Here is a 19,283-nt window from a genome sequence, read left to right as displayed (position 1 = left end):
TTAGCCAATGAACGGCCTTTCTTCTGGGTAGCGGTAGCGCAGGGTAATGGTCCGGGCGGCCAGTGCCGCCACGAAGGTGGTGGGTCCTACGCGGCCAACGTACATGATGAGACACAGCATGAGCTGCGATGGTGCGGACAAACTTGCGGTAATACCCGTGGACAAACCCACGGTGGCGAAGGCGGACATCACCTCAAAGGTGACCTGGTCCGCGGTGAACTCGGGGTCCCAGATGCGCAGCGTCGCCACGCCGAGGGCCACGACCACCATTCCGGCGGCCGTGAGCGCGAGGGCTTGGCGGAAGGTGGACAGCGGCAGACGCCGGTGCCCGATGGAGGTGTCCTCCCGGCCCAAGAATTCCGAGATCATCGCGGCGCCCAGAACGCATGTGGTGGTGACCTTGATGCCGCCCGCAGTACCGGCGGAGCCACCGCCGATAAACATCAAGATGTCCGTCACCATCAACGTCAACGGGTGCGCCTCACCGTAATCAATAGCGTTAAAACCTGCCGTCCGGGGCGAAGCGCTCATGAAGAAGGCGTTGATGAGCTTCTGGCCCAACGGCATCCCGTTCAGCACACCGGAGCCCTCAGAGAGGAAGAAGATCACGGTGCCACCCAGCAACAAGAACGCGGTGGCGCCCAGCGTCATCCGGGCGGTCATGGACATGCGGTGAATGCGGGGCGTGCCGCCGCGCCAGCGCGTTAGCCGTGCGCGGGCCCGTCGCACGAACTCCGCCAGCATGGGATAGCCCAAGCCACCGATGATCAGGGCGAAGGCAAGGGGAAGAAGAATCCAGCCATCAGCAGCGAAGGAGATAACGCTGTCTGAATAGGTACTAAACCCTGCGTTATTGAAGGCCGAAATGGCGTGGAATACTCCTTCCCACGCTGCGCGCCCAGGTGCTACACCATGCTCGGTGGCTAGGCGCACGCCGATGAACACAGCGACGATGGCCTCGCAGATCAGGGTCATGACCACGGTAAGCAAGAGCGCGCGGCGAATGCCGCCGGAGGCCACGGCGCGGCCCTCCGCAGCCATGGTCCGGCGGGCTTTGAAGCTGATACGGCCGGTCAACAGCATGCCCGACAGCGACGCCAAACTCATGATGCCCAGCCCTCCCAGCTGGATGAGCGCGATGATGACCGCTTGGCCGAAGGAGGTCCAATAGGTCCCGGTGTCCTCCACCACCAGACCCGTCAAAGAGACCGCCGAGGTCGCCGTAAAAAGCGCTGGCAGGAACGGGGTCCACTGCGGAACATTGGCGGAAATCGGCAGCATCAGCAGCAGCGTTCCCACGAGGATGAGCAAGATAAAGCCCACGGCGGTGAGCCGAGCCGGGCCCAGGAAATGACCGCGTTTCACAGCGCTTCACACTACGCTTCGCGCCCTCTTAAATCACCCCCATCCCCTGTGAATTTGCCGGCAATTTTATAGTTATATCTTTTGTAATAACTGCCCGAAAGGTAGTTTCCCATTAGACAATCGAACGACAGATATTAGGAACGAATCGGCCCTTTACCCGGATATGAAAGCGAGGCCACCATGGATCATAAAGCGACCACGCACACGGCGGACGGCGCTGAAGCTGCCAAACCAAGAATCGAATGGCCAACCATCAAGGCTATTCTCGCCGCATCCAGCGGCAACCTTGTGGAATGGTTTGATTTTTATATCTACGCCTTCTTCAGCGTCTATTTTGCAGACCAGTTCTTCAGCGGCACTGGTGAAACCGGTGCGCTCATGAAGTCTGCGGGCGTCTTCTTTGTCGGGTTCCTCATGCGCCCTATCGGCGGTTACGTCTTCGGGCGCATCGCCGACCGCTATGGTCGCAAGCGCTCAATGCTGATCGCCATCATCATGATGTGCGCCGGCTCCCTCCTCTTTGCGGCCTTGCCCACCGCGGCGACCGTTGGCGCCTGGGCTCCAGTGCTGATGCTCATCGTGCGCTGCATCCAGGGACTCTCCGTGGGTGGTGAGTACGGAGCAACGGCCACCTACATGTCTGAGATTGCTTCCTCAGGACGCCGCGGCTTCTACTCCTCCTTCCAATACGTCACGCTCATCGGCGGGCAATTGCTGGCCAGCCTCCTCGCCGTCATCATGACCTCCACGCTGGGAGAAGAAGCAATCACAAATGGGTGGTGGCGCCTGCCTTTCGTAATCGGTGCACTCGCCGCTGTGGTGAGCCTCTGGCTACGAAACGGCCTTGAAGAAACGACGTCGAGCACTGAGCGCAGTGAGGAGGGAGCCGGAACACTTCGCCAACTCATGCAGCACCCGCGCTCGTTCTGGGTTGTCCTTGGTATTACCGCAATCGGCTCGCTGACCTTTTACACCTACACCACGTACATGCAGAAGTTCCTCATCAATACGGGTGGTTTTGCCAAAGGCGACGTTGCCCGGACGATGACAGTATGCCTCTTCGTCTTTATGATTCTGCAGCCGCTGACAGGCTTGCTTTCTGACAAGATCGGCCGCAAGAACACCATCCTCATTTTCGGTGTGGCATCCACGGTCGGCACCATCCCCGCCTTCATGCTCCTGGAAGCCCAATCCACTCTGATCGGCGCCGGGGCAGTCATCATTCTCATCTTCGTCTTCGAAAGCGGCTACACCTCGATTTCCGGAATTCTCAAGGCCGAGATGTTCCCCACCTACATCCGCGGCCTCGGCGTGGGATTCACCTACGCCGTGGGCAACTCGCTTTTCGGCGGCTCCGCGGAATACGTCGCTCTAGGGCTGAAGAATGCCGGCCACGCCAACGCCTTCCCCATCTACGTCACCGTCATGGCGGCGCTGGGTGTGGTTGCCATGCTCTTCCTGCACGACAGCCGCACTCACTCCACAATCGACAACCCCGAAAGCAGCGCCTACGCCAAGAAATAGGCGCTACATCAGCTTGGTCTTGTCCAAGGTCTCCACCCAGCCGTTGGTGAATTTCTCCAACGGCTTGTGGAAGACCACGCCCAGAATCAGCATCGGTACGGCAAAGAGCAAGAGCGCGAACAGGGAGAGCCAGTAATCACCGTGGTAAGTTCCGGCGATGGCCGCGCGGAAGGCACGGATGGTGTAGGTCGCCGGCAGCCACGGGCTAATGTTCTGGAACCAGTCCGGGAGCACCTGCAAGGGGTAGGCGCCGCCCGACGACGATACTTGGACCACCAGCATGAGCACCGCTAGGGCCTTGCCCGCGTTGGCGAAGGACACCACGAAGGTGTAGCAAATCAGCATAAAGATGAGCGAGCTAACCCAGCCCGCCAACAGCATGAGAATCGGGTGCGCGGGCTCAATGCCCACGAAGAAGATGAGGCCCAGAATCAGCATCGTCGACTGCACGAGGCCAACCGCGGCAAACATTCCGAAGCGGCCGAAGAAGCGCTGCATCGGCGAATATGTATCCTTATCCACCACATCCGTGCGCACGCTCACCGCAGTCAGCAGCGCACCAACCCACAGCGCCAGCGCCGTGTACATCGGCGTCATGCCGGCGCCGAAGCTCTTGACCGGGTAGACCGCTTGCCTGTCGACGTCCACCGGCGCCGCAATCGCATGCGCCAAGGCATCCGGATCGGAACCGATGATGTCCGCCAACTTCTTCAAGTCACCGGACGCCGCAGCGGAGTCAATGTCTTTCTTCAGGTCAGCGAACTTGTTTGCCTTGTCCTGCAGGCCAGAGGCGAGCTTCTGTACCGCATCCCGAGCATCCGTCAGCGATGAAGAATCAATGGTGACGGGGGCCTTAGCGGTATCCAGATCCGCGCTCACCTGGCCCAAAGAGTCCTGCAGTGCGCGCAGGGATTCACGCAGACCAGAGGTGGAGATTCCCTCCACTGATTTCTTCGCGTTGTCGATGCTGGAGAGATCCGGCTTCGTGGGTTCGGGAGCGTTAGCGGCTGCTGTAAGGCGCGCATGGAGAGTGCGCTGCGCGTCGATGGCCTCCTCAATACGGCTCAGCGCCTTTTCCTTATCCCCGGCCGGAAGTGGCAAGGCCTCGATGTGTCCGTGCAGGTTCTGATACTGAGCGATGGTGCCTTCTACCTGGCCGGCCAAGGTATTGAGCGTGGCGACACGGTCGGCGCGGGAGGCGGAGGCGTCGTCGTAAAGCGCATCAATGCGTTGGCGTACCACGTCATAACTGGCGCTGGTGGCATCGAGGGATTGCTGCAGGGCGTCCGTGGAAATGTTGAGCGAGGAGGACTGAACCTCCGGCAGCTCTAGGTCCGCCGAGTCCGCAATGCGCTGGGCGCTTTCCATGAGCGGAACCGCGGTATCCACGAGTCCAGCCAGGGAGCGCGCGGTACGGGCGGCCATATCGAGCTGGGTCTGCACGCCATCCGCGCGCGCCTGCATCCGGTCCAACACAGCCTTGGTATCACCCTGGCTCAAGAAATCGGAGAGTGAGGTGACCAGATCGAAGGAGACGTCACCGACCGTCGTGGTGAAAGCTTCAGCCACTTGAGCCGACACGCCCTCTGCGCCTTGACCGGTGATCTTCGGCGCCAGCGCGTTCTTCTTCTCATTCATATAGAAGGACAAATCCGCGGGCTGGGAACCATCCGTGTAGAAGTTCATCATGTCGGTACTGAAGTCTTCCGGGAGCACGATGGCTGCGTAATACTCACCGGACTTGGTACCTTCAATCGCCTCATCAGAGGTGGTTACAACCCAATCCAGCTGCTCGTTCGCGCGCAGCTCATTGAGTACTTGGTCGCCAACGTTGATGGGCACCGGCAACAGATCGCTCTCATAGCCGGTGTCCTTGCTAGCCACCGCCACCTTGAGCTGGCTGGTGTTATCAAAGGGATCCCAGCTAGCCAACACGTTAAACCACGTGAACAGCATCGGAATGACGACGAGACCCACGAGCATCACCGCGCTCATCACGTTGCGGCATGCGGTGCGGATATCGTTGAGGAAAAGATCGAGTGTTCCACGCATTAGTTATCCCCCTCCGTGGACTCCGCGCCGATGCTGGACGGATAAATAAGGTCATCTTCATCCAACGTCACGAGCTCCGCGGACTGTTTCAAGCTGATGCGCAGGTACTCCAGGGTGACCGCGGCGACAATAATAAGGAAGCACCACGCCGTCCAAATGCCCAAGAGCAACGGCTTCTGGTCGGGCAAGAGGCCCGAGACAACAATGAGGATGACCACGCCGATAACGCCCGCGATGGCCACCATCTTGAGCCAATAGCCCCAGTTATGAGCGCGGCGGTCCAAATCCCTCTTGAGGCCACTGCGGCTATCCAACGCCTGGATGACGTCCGCGATGCGGTAGCCGGAGCCCACAACCTGCACGTTTTCATAGTCGAAGAGTTCGGTGTCCTTCAGCTCGCGGTTGAAAATGACGTTGAAGTGCGCCAACGCCTTGCGCAGTAGAAGGCCGAAGACGAAGAAGAGAATGAACATGAAGGCGAGCACGCCCATCTTCTTGAAGTAATGGTCGCCGTAGAACCCGCCGATGGTTTCGCGCATGGCGTCAATGCCGTACGTGAACGGAAGCAGCGGGTAGATGCTGTGGAAGAAGCTGGGCAGCAGCTCAATCGGGTACAGGCCCGACGCACCTGGAATCTGAATGATGGCAAAGACCACGCAGAGGCCGCGGCCGAGGTGACCCAGGGACGTCGACAACCCATAGATAATGCTCAAGTAGGCCAATCCCACGAGCACGCCCGTCAGGATGAAGGCAGGCGCGTTCACGGTCTGCACGCCGATGAGCAGATCACCCACGGTCACCGTGACGGCCTGGATGATGACCATCAGGGCCATGAGGAGGAAGCGGCCCAAGTAGGCCTGGCCCACCGTGATGCGGTCGAAGCCCTCCTTATCGACCTCAACCCGGAAGATCACCATGAGGACGAAGGCACCAATCCACAGAGAGAGGTTAGTAAACAGCGCCGCCATGGCGGAGCCGTAGCTGTCCACCGGGTACACGGTTTCGGTCTTCAGCTCGATGGGCTCCGCAAAGAATTTACCGATTTCTTCCGCGTCCAGCCCGGTGACATTTTGAACGACTTTGGAGTTCATCGCGGCACGCAGCGAGCCTACATCGCCCTGCATAGCGCGCAGGCTGTCCTGGAGGGCCAGAAGGTTGGTATCGAAATCGGACAAGGTGTCCTTCGTGGCGCGCAGCTGCTGGGCCACGCCGTCCAAGAGACCATTGGCCTCCTGCATGGTTCCCTTCTGTGCTTCCAGGGTGGAGCTCAAAGCGCTCGCCGTGGAGCTCAGGCTGCTCATGGCACGGTTGATCTCCGGCACGGCCGTCGTCACGGTATCGCGCAGCGTTTGCGAGGTGGCCTTAGTATCGGCCGCTGCCTGGTTGATGGCCTCCGCACTAGCCTGCACATTGTCCGCTGCGGTTTGGGTATCCTTGCTCAGCGCATTGAGGTTCCCCACCAGCTGGCGGTTGGATTCATTGCCCTCATCGAGGCGCTGGATGGCGTCATCAATTTCCTTGGCTACCTGCGGTGAAAGCGTTGCGGAATCGCGCAGGGCTTTAAGCTGCGCAATCGATTCTGCGCTCGCATCAATGGCGATGTTGGCCCGCTGCGTGGCGTAATCGAAGCGGTCTCCGGCCTGGTTCAGACCCGCGGTGACGTCCGCGATGGATTCCTGCGCTTGGGCGGTTCCGTCTGCCACCGCACTGGCACCGCTAACAAAGGCGCCGGTGGTCTGGTCGGTGAAGTCACCGATGCCTCCTTGAGCCTGCTCGACTAGGAAGGAGACCTCGGCGAGGGCTGTTTGGGCGTCGCCCAGCGCGGTGCTCACATCAGCCACCGTGGACTTGGCTCCCAACGTGGAATCAGCAGCGGCGTCAAGCTTTCCCTGAATGCGCGCGAGGTTCTCGCGGTTGCCGTCAATCTCCTGCGCGGTCTCCCCGAACGCGGAGCTGGTGTTGTTCATCGCGCGCGTGACTTTTCGCTCGAAGTCAGTACCGGTGTCCTTGACGTTCTCCGCCGCGACGGTGGCCACCTGCTCCTTGAAGGCCGCCGTGATCTGCTTGTCCAGACCTTTGGCACCGGTATCCGTGATCTTCACGGCGATGGCGTTGTTCTTCTCGTTGACGCGGTAAACCAGCTGCGGCTGCGTGAACTTCCCGTCGAGCATGCTCACGAGGTTCTCGCTAAAGTCCTCCGGAATCGTCACCGAGGCATACACGTCTCCTTCTAAAAGGGCTTTCTCGGCTTCGTCGCGCTCGAGGAATTGCCAGCCTAGCTGGTCATTCTTTTTGAGTTTCTCAATGACCTCACTGCCGACATCTATCTTCCCCGTCAGCTCATTGTTAGCACCCTTATCCTCGTTGACCACGGCCACCTTGATGTTGTTGGTATGGCCATAAGGGTCACGAAAAGCCGCGATGTTCACCCATGAATACAACGCGGGGGTGATGACGAGCCCGATGAGAATGATCCACGCCCTGGGGACGCGGCCAAGCCTGGCTACATCTCTGATAAAAATCTTCCAACTTTGGCGCACTGAAGGCAGTGTACCCGTTGCACCTCCCTGTCTCTAACCAGCCAAAATACATAAAGTAATTTAAATAATTAACAAATAAACTTTAACATGGTTTGCCGGATCAAACCCCTGGCTTGAACATATGGCGATGAAAACTAGACTTCAAGTAGTTGAACTTTTGGTATGGAGATGCCTATGCGTAAGACCTTAATCAGCCTCACCGGCCCCGCCTTCGTTGCTGCAGTGGCTTACGTCGACCCCGGCAACGTAGCCGCCAACATCAGCGCCGGCTCCCACTACGGCTACCTCCTGGTGTGGGTACTCGTCGTGGCCAACCTCATGGCCATGTTCATCCAGTACCACTCCGCCAAACTGGGCCTAGTCACCCACCGCTCCCTGCCGGAAATCATGGGCGAGCGTCTCTCCCGCCGCGCGCGCCTAGGCATGTGGGCCCAGGCCGAGCTCATCGCCGCGGCCACCGACCTCGCCGAAGTCATCGGCGGCGCCATTGCCCTGCAACTCCTCTTCAACCTCCCCCTGTTCGCGGGCGCGCTCATCATCGGCGCGGTCTCCATCATTCTCCTCATCTTCCAGAAGAAGAACCAGTGGTTCGAGGGGCTTGTCATCGGCCTGCTCCTGGTCATCTGCATCGGCTTCCTTGCCGGCCTCGCCATCGCCCCGCCCGACCCCGCCGACGTGGCCGGCGGCCTCATCCCCCGCCTAGAGGGCAAGGACAGCATCCTGCTGGCCGCCTCCATGTTGGGCGCCACCGTCATGCCGCACGCCATTTACCTACACTCCTCCCTGACCAAGCAGCGCTACCCCGACCTGGAAATCCCCCACGTGCTGGCCGGCACCCGCGCGGACATCGCCGTGGCGCTGTCCATCGCCGGGCTCGTCAACGTGGGCCTGCTGGTCCTGGCGGGCTCGGCCCTCTACGGCGTGGACGGCACAGAGACCATCTCCGGGGCCCACACGGCGATTGCCAGCCACCTCGGCCCGCTGGCCGGCGTTCTCTTCGCCATCGGCCTGCTGGCCAGCGGCCTCGCCTCGACGTCAGTGGGCGCCTACGCCGGCTCCGAAATCATGGACGGCCTGCTTCACATCAAGGTCCCCCTACTAGTCCGCCGCCTGGTCACGCTCATCCCGGCGCTGGTCATCATCGGCTGCGGGGTCGACCCCACTATGGCACTGGTGGTCAGCCAGGCACTTCTTTCCCTGGGCATCCCCTTCGCCATCATCCCGCTTTTCCGCTATGCCGGCTCCCGGGACGTCATGGGTGAGTTCGCCGCGAAACCCTGGTCTATGGCCGTGGGCTGGACGCTTGCCGCGCTGGTCATCGCACTCAATCTCGCCCTCGTGCTCCTGCCGCTGCTCTAGGCCGCCTACAATCAGCAGCCATGATTGAAGTAGCAGCCGTCGTCATCCGCAACCCACAAGGCCACGTGCTTACCGTGCGCAAGAAGTCCTCCACCAAGTACCAACTGCCCGGCGGCAAGCCCGAGGCGGGCGAGGCGCTTGTCGACGCCGCCCTGCGCGAAGTTGCCGAAGAAGTAGGCCTCACCCTCGACGCCGAGAGCCTCAACAAACTCGGCACCTTCGACGCTCCCGCCGCCAACGAACCGGGCGAGGTCGTCGTCGGCACCATCTTCACCTACACCCGCACCGTCACCACCGACGAACCCCACGCCGCCGCCGAAATCGGGGACACCGCCTGGGTCAACCCAACAGCACCCGACCGCGAGCTTGCACACCTGCTGCGCGACCGCGTCTTCCCCACGCTGGCCTAGCGCCAACTGTCAACACTTCGGCGTCATTGACCTCGAAACCATCAAGAGCTACCCTTTTGAACATGTTCACTGAACACGTTCACTCATCGCGCTCGGCCGCCAAAGCTGGCACCGTCAGCAAGGTCCTAGCCACCGCCTACGAACTCTTCCTCACTCAGGGCTACGCCACCACCAGCATCCGGACTATCGCATCCGAAGCTGGCGTTAGCGTGGGAACCGTCATGGGAGTCGGCGACAAACAAACGCTGCTCATCCGCACCATTGGCCAACACATTTCAGAACTCCACGATGACATCCGGGGACAATCCGATAGCCTTCTCGATGTCCTGAGACCTTTCCTCCAGATGTTTACCGGCCACGAAGAGCTCTCCCGCGCCTTTGGCGCAGCACTCATCCAACAAGGCAATCAAGGCGAAGCGCTCACCGCACTCAAAACGCTCCTGACCGATGAAATCACCCTGCGACTCGGCACCAGGCTCAGCAGCGCCGATGCGGCCGAGTACGCCGACCTGCTGTACAACGTCTACCTCGGCTTACTCATCGGCTGGGCCGCCGGAATCTACGACACCGAGCACCTCACATCCCAAGCCGCCTCATCGATCGAACGCCTCAACACCGCATTCGGAGTAACCCAATGATCCTAGAATCTTCCCCAGCCTGGCCCTCCCTTCTACTAGCAGCCATTCTGCTTGGCGACGCCGCCCTCTCCCTCAAACCAGTCCCCTTCATCGAAGCCTGCCTCAGCGGCGTCAAACTCCCCAAGGACTGGTGGTGGGCGCTCATTGTCATCAAGTGCCTCGCCGCCGTAGGACTCATTGCCGGCCTCTGGTTCCCCGGCGTAGGAATCACAGCCATGATTGGAGTCATCGCCTATTTCTGCGCGGCCGCAGCAGCCCATGTCCGCGCCCACTTCCTCGGTAGCGCATTCTGGATCAACTGCTTAGGCATGCTCGCATTCTCCATCGGAGTACCGATCCTGACGCTCGCACTGACTTAAGACACCAGTCAACCATTCACGGCTTCCAGAAGGAAGATGCATCATCGCACCTATTGATTGATGACTTGATGCTTTCTACCCTAAAGGTATGCACACCAGGATAAACCTCCCCTCCTTCGATTGCGGCGGACCAGCTCTAGTTGATCTCAGCGACAAAGAAGCCGTATGGGCGGTGCTCGATGATCATTCCTGATGTCAACATTCTCGTTTATACCTTCCACTCCGCAGCACCACAACATAAACCCGCTCAGCAGTGGTTAAGTGGTGCGCTGAATCGGCATGAAACAATTGGGCTCCTGGATGTTGTGGCAACGGGCCTTGTTCGAGTTATGACCAACCACAAGCTATTCCACAAACCACTAACCGCCCAGCAAGCACTGACTGCACTCAATACCATTTTAGCGGCCCCAAACGGGCACTCTTTTGAGCTCCAGCCCAGGGACCTGGACAACCTTCACTGAACTGGTGCGCTTGCACAAGCTTAAAGCCAGCGACATCCCTGATGCCTGGATAGCCGCGTCCGTAATAGAAGAAGAAGCAACCTTACTGAGCCAAGAACAGGGCTTTGCCCGCTTCCGAGAGCTGCGCTGGCACCCGCTTCTAGAATGACAACAACAAACGCAGATCCCGAGCCACCGGTGAACGATGACTAGGGTTCTATAAGTTGAAGCAGCGAAATCAAGCAATCAATAAACCGACAAGCCCTCGACTAAAGCGACAAAATTAACGCACTCTAAAACTTCTCGATGTTAGGACAAGGACTAGTATTGAGGCATCTGCCGATGGCGCTACGTCCGCCGACTAACAAAATACACTCGGCAACAACCAACACCGTCCAAATCCGACTCGTCGCTAGCGCAGGAAGTCGTTGAGCAGATTCCGCCTCCTCTTTTGCGTAGCAGCTGCAACTAGTCGTTAGATAAAGCGGAAAATCTCCTAGCAAACAGGCTGTGTAATTTAACCATTTCCTTTACACTCATTAGAAGAAGAGTCTTCAGAGAGTTTTTCCTCCAGGAAAGAAAGCGGCGTGATAGTAGTATCCCCTTTCCCATTGCCGCCTTCAATGAGGGCCACCAATTCTCCTGCAGGATTATAGACAGGGGCGCCTGAATCCCCAGGTTTTGAAGTCATTTGAGCCTTTAGAGTTCGCGCCTGATATTCTCTCCCATTGATGGAAAATGCCTCACAATATAAGTTCTTGTCGTTGACAACCCCATCAATTCTCCCTCCGAGAAAGGTTTTTGCAAAAATAGCTGAAGGTATTTCGATACTTTTATCACTAATTTTATCAGCCCGAAGAACGTAATCTACCGGAGGATCAAGAAGTATTTCTGAAACATCTATCCCTTGGTTACTCCACAAGTAGTTTTCACCAATACTTCCAATACGCCTACCTTTCGAATACACTTCATCCGCACTTTCACCACAATGACCGGCAGTCAAGGCCCGCTGCTGGGAAATGATAGTCACAGAACACGTCACCGCCCCTCGGGGAGGACCCACCTGCACCTCATCTCCACTTTCAATATATGAAAGAGGATCGAAATTCCTCTGTTGAGCAGTAGATATTGATGAAGCCGTGGCCCCAAAAGATACGCTAGCCAGAAAGAAAAGAGCTAGCCTGCCTACTATAGAAATAGTATTTTGTTTCATAACTTAATAAATAATCAATCTAAAACAGAGGCAGGCCCGCTAAAATACCCACCTCTGCTCAGATATTTACTTCTTCCCAGATGGAACAAACACAAGGAAAATGACCAAAATTGCTAGAGCAATCGTGACCCCATACGGCCACTGAAGTTGAGCGGAAAGCATCATCAATAAAACGCCCACAGTGGCCAATATCTTTTTCCACATATTTTACTCTCCAGAACCATTTCTATTCTTGCCAGGCGGCAGATTCTCTTGGACTGTTATCTGAACAATGCAGAAACATCCATATGGCAAAATTCCAATTACCTTTCCCTAAACCCCTTTCTGTTTAGAGGAAGGATAATTTATTGAAAACCAACCCGCTGAGGATATGCATTATGTGTGAAAGCGCCAGCCACAATCGAACCAATGCCATAGTCTGCATACATACCACCGGGCGCAAGACCAGCAATAGCCCCTCCAGTAGCTAGGATTTTGGAAAGAACTGGCTCGGGAATCCAGACTCCAGCGATTGTGACACCGCCACCCACCCGGTTAATCGTCGTTTTAGACAGTAGCACCCTCACATAAGTCCCATGGAATTCAATTCCATTCCGACCCTCTTGAAAGTATGGATCAATGTCATCATCATCAGCGCTCGAAATCTTCGGCCCTTTTTCCCAGAAAGTTATCGAGTCTCCCGCCACCTTCATCTCAAGGTTACTATCAGCCTTGGCCTCGCTGATCCTTTCGTTCTGAGTCTCTACTTCATTTTTGATTTCTTGCAGTTCCTTTTGCGAAAGAGCGCTTTCTGCCTCTCTAGCAATCGCGAATTGGTCTCCCTGAAGGAAAACATAGGAATCTGCTTTTTCCGCAACTTCTGAGGAAACAGAAGACTGAGAGGCATTATTCTGAGTCGACTCAGCGAGGTCAGTCTCAGTACCGGCACTAGCATTGACTGGTGCAAAAACTGTTGCTGCCGCAACCAGCACCACTAAACGCGTAGATTTCTTGAGACGATACATGTCCATAATCCTTTCTAGAAAAGATGGCTGAAAATCGGACACCCCTAGAGTTACATCCAGTAGGGATAATTGGAAGCAAAAGATGTAAAATGTAGACTATTGTATAAACTTCCTCAAGATTTGTTGCGAGGGCGCACAAGAAGGCATATAATCCCTCCCCTTCCCCGCAAACCCTAGTCTTTTGAGACTCGGGTTAACCAGCGCCCCAAAGACTGGTGGTGGGCGCTCATTGTCATCAAGTGCCGCGCAGCCACAGGAGTCATCGACGGACTCTGGTTCCCAAGCGTAGGAATCGCATCCATGTTTTGAGTCATCGCATATTTCTGCGCAGCCTCAGCAGCCCGTGTCCGCGCCCACTTCCTCGACAGTGAATTCTGGATCAACTGCTTAGGCATGCTCGCGCTCTCAACCGGTGTATTGGTCCTGCCGCTAGTGCTGAATTAGGCGACCAAAAATTCTTCGGAACCACCCCTGCCCCATTTCGCCATCAAGCACATTCGCCCGATATTTACTTCTTTTTCATCCCCCACCTCACTATGCCGTTCGTTGCTTTGGGAAGTGGCTGAGGGGAATAGCACTCATGAATTTTGGAAAGAACAAAATATTCGGACAAAGTTCTCATCGGGATCGATGTTCGCGTTACTTTCCACATCCCAAATTGGCTCTTTTAGTAACTCCATGACGCTCCCAGCCAGCACAGATTAAGGTCAGCGCCTTCATTCTAAGCTCTCTGCTCACGGGCTGCCGACATACGAAGCGACTGAAAACGTAAAATCCCGAGCCACCGGTAAAACGATGACTCGGGTTCTGTAGTTTGCGGAGACGAGAGGATTTGAACCTCCGGACCTACGCAAGTAAGTCAACTCCTTAGCAGGGAGCCCCATTCGGCCGCTCTGGCACGTCTCCAGCGATTCGCAATGAATCGTCCATCACTCTACCTGAGCGCTTCCCCTAGGGACAAAATGGGGCTTCCCTATTCTTTCCCTAAAGGGCCGCATGCAGCTTGAGGGCAACGTAGAGAGCCGCGCAACGCCAGCCATCATCCAGCACGCCGGGCCCGAGAATCTCGCGGACGCGGTCTAGGCGGTAGTGCAGCGTGGCGCGGTGAATGTAGAGTGCAGCGGCGGTCGCAGAGACGTTGCGGGAATGCTCAAAGTAGGTCAGCAGGGTGTGCCAGTAGGAGTTGCGGGGGTCGTCGAGAAGCACGGCGGCATCCGGGCTCATCTCCACCACCGTTGCTTGGGTCAGCTCCCACCCGCGCAGCAGCCGCCACGCACCGGCCTCCTCCCAGCGCAGCGAATCCTGGCCGCAGAGTTTGGCCACGTCCGCCATGAGTCGCGCCTGCGGGGCCGTCGGTGCCGAACCGCGGGCTACCACCGCGGCGCCGGCGACGAGCGCAGCACTCTGTAGCTCCTCCATGAGGGCCTCGGTGTCCTTGTCATCGCGGCGGCACTCAACGAGTACAAGGGAATCGTGAGAGTCCGCGACCAAGAAAGGACGGCGCACCAGCGGGCGGGCAAGCTCCACAGCCACCGCGCGCTGATCGCCTTCCACCAGCACGCGATGCACGGTCAGCTCACCATCGGAGGGCAGGAGATCGCGCTCCCGGGCACCCGCCAGCGCGGCCGGATCACCGGTGAGCACCTCGCGGGCCAACTCGCCGAGCTGTTGGGCGCGGGCGGCGAGAGGAGCATCGCGTTCGTCGATAAGCCTGGCTAGCGGAGCCGTTAAAGAACCGAGGCGAACCAGGGAAGAATCGCCCAGCGCGGGCTCATCAATAATCCACAGGTAGCCCACGAGCCGATCCTCATGACGGAGGGGGATGACCACACGGGGCAGCATGTCATAGCCCGGGTTGGCGGGCAGGCGAACCGGCAGAACCGCCTCTTGAATACCGAAACTCAGCATCCACGGGATCGGCTCCGGGGGTGGGGTGCGGTTCAGAATAGAGGCGGCACGGTTCTTATCGATGGCACCAATCTGGGCACTGGCGGCAATCACCGCGATGGCGGGGGTGGTCACCTCGACGGAGCGCTGCAGGATCTGGGCGCATTCGTCGACGATATCCTGGATGCTCGTCAGCTGCGGGGGTGTCACTTTTGACATATGTCAAAGATACTTCCGAATATTGTCTAGTGACAAACAAAACTGTGCTGCGCAATAATCTCCTACAGCTAAATGACCCACGTCACACATATACGTTCATGAAGGGCGTCTACATGACCACAACCAACAATTCCGTCAGGGCACAGGACGTTGTCGCCAGCGATAACACCAGTGCAGACGACGGCCTGCAGCGCGGCATGAAATCGCGCCACCTGCAAATGATCGCCTTCGGCTCATGCATCGGCACGGGCCTCTTCTTGGGCTCCGGTGCCTCCATCCAGGAGGCTGGTCCCGGCGTTATCGCCGCCTACGCCATCGGCGGCTTCATCATCTTCCTCATCATGCGCATGCTCGGTGAGATGGCCGTGGAGCACCCCGTCGCCGGCTCCTTCAGCGCCTACGCCCGCGAGTACATCGGCCCTATTGCCGGCTTTGTCACCGGCTGGAACTGGTGGTTTACCACCATCGTCGTCGGCATGGTGGAGCTCACCGCCGCGGGCACCATCATGGACTTCTGGTTCCCTGGCATCCCGCACTGGCTCACCGCCCTCGTCGCGCTCGTCATCGTCACCGCCATCAACCTGGTGCACGTCGGGGCCTTCGCCGAGGCGGAGTTCTGGCTCTCCCTCATCAAGGTCGTCGCACTCATCCTCATGATCGTCGTCGGCGCGGCCATCGTCTTCGGCCTTACCCCGGAGCCCGCCCTCGGCTTGAGCAATATCACCGAGCACGGCGGTTTCTTCCCCAACGGTGCCGCCGGTGTGCTCTTCTCCCTCGTCGCGGTGATTTTCTCCTTCGGTGGCATCATCTCCATCGGTACCGCCGCGGGCGAGGCGCAGGATCCCGCCAAGAGCCTGCCCAAGGCCATCAACAACGTGATCTGGCGCATCCTCATCTTCTACGTCGGCGGCATCGGCATCATCGTGCTGCTCGCTCCGTGGAACGAACTTGATACCTCCACCTCGCCCTTCGTGCGCGCGCTGAGCACCTTGGGCATTAGTGCCGCGGCCACGGGCCTTAACCTCATCGTGCTCGTTGCCGCCGTCTCCGTGTTCAACACCATGACCTTCTCCGGCGCGCGCATGTTGCGGGATCTTTCCCGCGGCGGCCAAGCCCCGCCCTTCTTCAATTCCGTCAGCGCCAAGGGCGTGCCGGTTCGCGCTCTGCTTTTCAACGCCCTACTCATGGGCTCGGCTGTGCTGCTTAACTTCCTCTTCGAGGGCAAGATCCTGATTGTTCTCCTCGCCATCATTGTTGGCGCGGAGCTCATCTCCTGGTCCGCCATTGCCGTAGCACACCTGAACTTCCGCAAGCGCTGCCCGAACGCCGCCTTCCGCGCACCCCTCTACCCCATCGCCAACTACCTGTGCTTGGCCTTCTTCGCTCTCGTCATCGTTTTGATGTTCATGTTGCCCGACTACCGCACCGGCGCCATTGTCCTACCCTGTTGGATTGTGACCTTGGCCCTCATCTGGCTGGGCAAGAAGCGCCACGACGCCCGAAACAAATAGAAAGGACCCTCTCATGCAGACCACCATTGGTGATTTCATCCTGGACCGCCTCAAGGCCATCGGCATTACTGAAATCATCGGCGTGCCCGGTGACTTCAACCTGAGCTTCCTCGAGCAGATCGAGGCCTCCGAGGGCATCCGCTTCGTCGGCGCCTGCAACGAGCTCAACGCCGCCTATGCCGCCGACGGCTATGCCCGCCAGAAAGGCGTCGGCTGCCTGCTCACCACCTATGGCGTGGGCGAGCTTTCCGCCCTCAACGGCATCGCCGGTGCCCGCGCCGAGCACGTCCCGCTGGTGTCGCTGGCGGGCGCGCCGCCGCAGTATGCGACCGAATTCCGCTGGAACCTGCACCACTCGCTTGCCGACGGCGACTTTGCCAACATGCTGGATTCTTTTGCACCCTTCACCGAGGTGGCCACGCGTGTGTCCCCCATGAACGTGGTCGAGGAATTCGACCGCGCCCTGCACACCTGCCTGCGCGAGAAGCGCCCGGTCCACATCCAGATTCCTTCCGATATCACGCACCTGAGCATCGAGGTCCCCGACGAGCCTTTCTCCACCGAGCTCGCCCCCTCCGATCCGGAGCGCCTGAACGCCGCTGCGGATTACGTGCTGGAGCACCTCGCGAAGGCCAAGGACCCGATCATCCTCATCGACCAGGACACCAACCGCCACGGTTTCACTGAGAAATTCCGCGCCATCATCGACAAGGCCCAGCTGCCCTACTCCCAGCTCTCTTCTGGCAAGGCCATCTTGTCTGAGCGCCACCCGCTCTTCATCGGCACATACAACGGCGCGGCGTCGGCACCGGGCGTGCAGGAGCGCATCGAAAAGTCCGACTTCCTGGTCACCACAAACCCGCGCTTCATCGAGGTCAACTCCGGCTCCTTCACCCACAACCTGGCCGATGCCCGCGTCTATAACTTCGGCGACCAGCACCTCAACGCTGACGGCGAGTACTTCGTGGGCATCAATACGCTGGAGCTTCTCGACGTCCTCCTCGACCGCATCCCGGAAGCTGGGGCATCGACAAGCGCGGCTTTCGAGCCCGAGCCCTTCGAGCCGAACCCGGATGCCCCGCTGACCCAGGAGCGCATCTGGCCGCAGATGCTCGGCTTCATCCAGGAAGATGACGTGGTCATCGCCGAGGCCGGCACCTCCAATATCGGTCTGGGCCAGCAGCGCATGCCCGAGGGCGTGCAGTACATTAACTCCACCATCTGGGGTTCCATCGGCTTTACCCTGCCGTGCGTCCTCGGTTCGCAGCTGGCTAACCCGGAGCGCCGCCACGTCCTCTTCATCGGTGATGGCTCCTTCCAGCTCACTGCCCAGGAGCTCTCCACCATCGTGCGTCAGGACCTCAAGCCCATCATCGTGCTGGTCAATAACGATGGCTACACCATCGAGCGCTACATCTTGGGCATGGAGCGCGAGTACAACGAGATCCAAATGTGGGATTACACGGCTCTGCCGAAGGTGTTCATGAAGGACACCACGATGGAGTCCTACGTGGCCTCGACCGAAGGCGAATTAGCGAAGGCCCTAGAGGACATCGCCGCCCACCCGGAGCGCGGCGCCTTCCTTGAGGTGCGCCTCGACGCTTTCGACGCGCCGAAGGGACTTCAGGCCTTCGGCCCGCAAACTGCAGAATTCGACTTCGGTCCCCGCGGCCCCCGCAACGCCTAAGGTGGAGAACATGATTCGACCAGACCTTTCCTCCCTACCCGTCTACGTCCCCGGCAAGAATGCCGAGCACGCCTTGAAGCTCTCCTCCAACGAGGCAACCCAGGAGCCGCTGCCCGGCGCGCTGAAGGCCATGGAGACTGCCGTCGCGCACGTCAACCGCTACCCGGATATGGGCGCGGTGGAAATCCGCAAGGTACTCGCCGAAAACCTTGGCGTTAGCCCTGAGCAGGTCACCACCGGCGCGGGTTCCTCCGCGATTTGCCAGCAGCTGGTGCAGATCACCTCGGTGCCCGGTGATGAGATTGTCTTCCCCTGGCGCTCCTTTGAGGCTTATCCCATCTTCGCGCAGGTCGTGGGCGCCACCCCGGTCAAGGTTCCGCTCACCGCGGATCACCGCGTGGACTTGGAGGCCATGGCGGCTGCCATCACGGATAAGACCCGCCTGATCTTCGTATGCAACCCGAATAACCCCACCGGTTCCATCATCACCAAGGAGGAGTTCGACGCCTTCTTGGCCAAGGTTCCGAAGGACGTCATCGTGGCGCTCGATGAGGCCTACATCGAGTACAACCGCAACGAGGCCGTCCCGCTGGCCACGGACTATGTCCACACCCACGACAACGTCATTGGCCTGCGCACCTTCTCCAAGGCTTATGGCCTGGCCGGCATCCGTTTGGGCTATGCCTTCGGCAACGCCGAGATCATCGAGGCGCTGAGCAAGGTGGCCATCCCCTTCTCCGTGAACTCGGTGGCGCAGGTTGGTGCAGCGGCCTCGCTGGCCGCTCAGAAGGAGCTGCGTGAGCGCACCGATGAGACCGTTAAGCAGCGCGACCACCTGGTGGAGCACTTCGCGGACTTTGGCGTTCCGGAGTCCCAGGCCAACCACATCTGGTTCGCCGCCGACTCCATTGCGAAGCTGGGCTCCCCGCAGGATGTCGCGGCCAAGCTCGCCGACAATGACGTCTTGGTCCGTGCCTTCCCTGAGGGCGTGCGCATCACCGTCACCACGGCGGAGGAAACTGAAACGCTGCTCAAGGCCTGGGACGCGGCCTTCGGTGCAGAGGGCTAGTTTCCG

General features: G+C 58.9%; 15 protein-coding genes and 1 tRNA gene. 9 read left to right on the top strand and 7 right to left on the bottom strand.

All coding sequences use genetic code 11. The features are described 5' to 3' along the window. The gene (locus QP999_RS05380) at window positions 1-1,365 is read right to left on the bottom strand and encodes a TrkH family potassium uptake protein (protein ID WP_284847831.1); all 1,365 of its coding nucleotides are present in this window, start codon (window positions 1,363-1,365) and stop codon (window positions 1-3) included. A 180-nt stretch (window positions 1,366-1,545) separates the two neighbouring features. On the opposite strand from QP999_RS05380, the gene QP999_RS05375 reads away from it, so the two are divergent. Beyond that, window positions 1,546-2,889 carry an MFS transporter gene (locus tag QP999_RS05375; RefSeq protein WP_070524598.1) on the top strand — a complete coding sequence of 448 codons (1,344 nt, stop codon included), beginning with the start codon at window positions 1,546-1,548 and terminating at the stop codon, window positions 2,887-2,889. A 3-nt stretch (window positions 2,890-2,892) separates the two neighbouring features. Here the strand turns inward: QP999_RS05375 and QP999_RS05370 are convergent, their stop codons facing one another. Together QP999_RS05370 and QP999_RS05365 are read right to left on the bottom strand one after the other, a co-directional pair. Then, window positions 2,893-4,941: a YhgE/Pip domain-containing protein gene (locus QP999_RS05370; RefSeq protein WP_284847830.1), complete on the bottom strand. Its 2,049-nt coding sequence runs from the start codon at window positions 4,939-4,941 to the stop codon at window positions 2,893-2,895. Continuing rightward, window positions 4,941-7,481, bottom strand: coding sequence for a YhgE/Pip domain-containing protein (locus QP999_RS05365; RefSeq protein WP_284847829.1), 2,541 nt, complete (start codon window positions 7,479-7,481; stop codon window positions 4,941-4,943). The genes QP999_RS05370 and QP999_RS05365 overlap by 1 nt, the downstream gene beginning before the upstream one ends. A 174-nt stretch (window positions 7,482-7,655) precedes the next feature. Here QP999_RS05365 and QP999_RS05360 point away from each other — a divergent pair, with 174 nt between their 5' ends. From QP999_RS05360 to QP999_RS05340, 5 genes are all read left to right on the top strand, one after another. Next, complete coding sequence (locus QP999_RS05360) at window positions 7,656-8,840, top strand: Nramp family divalent metal transporter (RefSeq protein WP_011272788.1); 1,185 nt, start codon at window positions 7,656-7,658, stop codon at window positions 8,838-8,840. Window positions 8,841-8,860: 20 nt separating this feature from the next. Further along, window positions 8,861-9,250: an NUDIX hydrolase gene (locus tag QP999_RS05355; protein WP_070516271.1), complete on the top strand. Its 390-nt coding sequence runs from the start codon at window positions 8,861-8,863 to the stop codon at window positions 9,248-9,250. 62 nt (window positions 9,251-9,312) lie between these two features. Further along, window positions 9,313-9,888, top strand: coding sequence for a TetR/AcrR family transcriptional regulator (locus tag QP999_RS05350; RefSeq protein WP_005292598.1), 576 nt, complete (start codon window positions 9,313-9,315; stop codon window positions 9,886-9,888). Further along, window positions 9,885-10,247 (top strand): DoxX family protein, encoded by a 363-nt coding sequence (locus tag QP999_RS05345; protein WP_049157746.1) that lies wholly within the window; start codon window positions 9,885-9,887, stop codon window positions 10,245-10,247. The genes QP999_RS05350 and QP999_RS05345 overlap by 4 nt, the downstream gene beginning before the upstream one ends. 179 nt (window positions 10,248-10,426) lie before the next feature. Then, on the top strand, window positions 10,427-10,708 hold the full coding sequence (locus tag QP999_RS05340) for a PIN domain-containing protein (RefSeq protein ID WP_070510735.1): 282 nt from the start codon (window positions 10,427-10,429) through the stop codon (window positions 10,706-10,708). Window positions 10,709-11,204: 496 nt separating this feature from the next. Here QP999_RS05340 and QP999_RS05335 read toward each other — a convergent pair whose 3' ends face one another. The 4 genes from QP999_RS05335 to QP999_RS05320 all read right to left on the bottom strand — a co-directional run bounded on the left by QP999_RS05335 (window position 11,205) and on the right by QP999_RS05320 (window position 15,010). After that, entirely contained in the window at window positions 11,205-11,900 is a 696-nt protein-coding gene (locus QP999_RS05335; RefSeq protein ID WP_141745871.1) for a chymotrypsin family serine protease, read from the bottom strand. A gap of 344 nt (window positions 11,901-12,244) precedes the next feature. After that, window positions 12,245-12,904 (bottom strand): hypothetical protein, encoded by a 660-nt coding sequence (locus QP999_RS05330; protein WP_070510733.1) that lies wholly within the window; start codon window positions 12,902-12,904, stop codon window positions 12,245-12,247. An 817-nt stretch (window positions 12,905-13,721) separates the two neighbouring features. Next, a tRNA-Ser gene (locus QP999_RS05325) sits at window positions 13,722-13,810 on the bottom strand. Window positions 13,811-13,888: 78 nt separating this feature from the next. Then, complete coding sequence (locus tag QP999_RS05320; protein WP_284847828.1) at window positions 13,889-15,010, bottom strand: PucR family transcriptional regulator; 1,122 nt, start codon at window positions 15,008-15,010, stop codon at window positions 13,889-13,891. 113 nt (window positions 15,011-15,123) lie between these two features. Between QP999_RS05320 and QP999_RS05315 the strand changes: the two genes are divergently transcribed. From QP999_RS05315 to hisC, 3 genes are read left to right on the top strand one after another with little or no spacing between them, the layout of a single operon-like run. After that, window positions 15,124-16,521, top strand: coding sequence for an amino acid permease (locus QP999_RS05315; protein WP_230310821.1), 1,398 nt, complete (start codon window positions 15,124-15,126; stop codon window positions 16,519-16,521). A gap of 13 nt (window positions 16,522-16,534) precedes the next feature. Then, a complete protein-coding gene (locus QP999_RS05310; RefSeq protein WP_144676372.1) occupies window positions 16,535-18,208 on the top strand; it encodes an alpha-keto acid decarboxylase family protein in 1,674 nt (557 codons plus the stop codon). 10 nt (window positions 18,209-18,218) lie between these two features. Further along, window positions 18,219-19,277 carry a histidinol-phosphate transaminase gene (gene hisC, locus QP999_RS05305; RefSeq protein ID WP_144676370.1) on the top strand — a complete coding sequence of 353 codons (1,059 nt, stop codon included), beginning with the start codon at window positions 18,219-18,221 and terminating at the stop codon, window positions 19,275-19,277. Window positions 19,278-19,283: the final 6 nt, after the last annotated feature.

Source organism: Corynebacterium sp. MSK004 (assembly GCF_030232515.1).
Classification (GTDB): Bacteria; Actinomycetota; Actinomycetes; order Mycobacteriales; family Mycobacteriaceae; genus Corynebacterium; species Corynebacterium hesseae.
Note: the sequence above shows the minus strand (reverse complement) of the source record. Positions and strands in the feature narration are given on the sequence as shown.

What these genes read in the sequence shown, in the direction of transcription:
- QP999_RS05320 (WP_284847828.1), bottom strand. Translation starts at nt 15,010, where the DNA reads ATGTCAAAAGTGACACCCCCGCAGCTGACGAGCATCCAGGATATCGTC.
- hisC (WP_144676370.1), top strand. Translation starts at nt 18,219, where the DNA reads ATGATTCGACCAGACCTTTCCTCCCTACCCGTCTACGTCCCCGGCAAG.
- QP999_RS05330 (WP_070510733.1), bottom strand. Translation starts at nt 12,904, where the DNA reads ATGTATCGTCTCAAGAAATCTACGCGTTTAGTGGTGCTGGTTGCGGCA.
- QP999_RS05360 (WP_011272788.1), top strand. Translation starts at nt 7,656, where the DNA reads ATGCGTAAGACCTTAATCAGCCTCACCGGCCCCGCCTTCGTTGCTGCA.
- QP999_RS05375 (WP_070524598.1), top strand. Translation starts at nt 1,546, where the DNA reads ATGGATCATAAAGCGACCACGCACACGGCGGACGGCGCTGAAGCTGCC.
- QP999_RS05315 (WP_230310821.1), top strand. Translation starts at nt 15,124, where the DNA reads ATGACCACAACCAACAATTCCGTCAGGGCACAGGACGTTGTCGCCAGC.
- QP999_RS05335 (WP_141745871.1), bottom strand. Translation starts at nt 11,900, where the DNA reads ATGAAACAAAATACTATTTCTATAGTAGGCAGGCTAGCTCTTTTCTTT.
- QP999_RS05340 (WP_070510735.1), top strand. Translation starts at nt 10,427, where the DNA reads ATGATCATTCCTGATGTCAACATTCTCGTTTATACCTTCCACTCCGCA.
- QP999_RS05370 (WP_284847830.1), bottom strand. Translation starts at nt 4,941, where the DNA reads ATGCGTGGAACACTCGATCTTTTCCTCAACGATATCCGCACCGCATGC.
- QP999_RS05350 (WP_005292598.1), top strand. Translation starts at nt 9,313, where the DNA reads ATGTTCACTGAACACGTTCACTCATCGCGCTCGGCCGCCAAAGCTGGC.
- QP999_RS05345 (WP_049157746.1), top strand. Translation starts at nt 9,885, where the DNA reads ATGATCCTAGAATCTTCCCCAGCCTGGCCCTCCCTTCTACTAGCAGCC.
- QP999_RS05310 (WP_144676372.1), top strand. Translation starts at nt 16,535, where the DNA reads ATGCAGACCACCATTGGTGATTTCATCCTGGACCGCCTCAAGGCCATC.
- QP999_RS05355 (WP_070516271.1), top strand. Translation starts at nt 8,861, where the DNA reads ATGATTGAAGTAGCAGCCGTCGTCATCCGCAACCCACAAGGCCACGTG.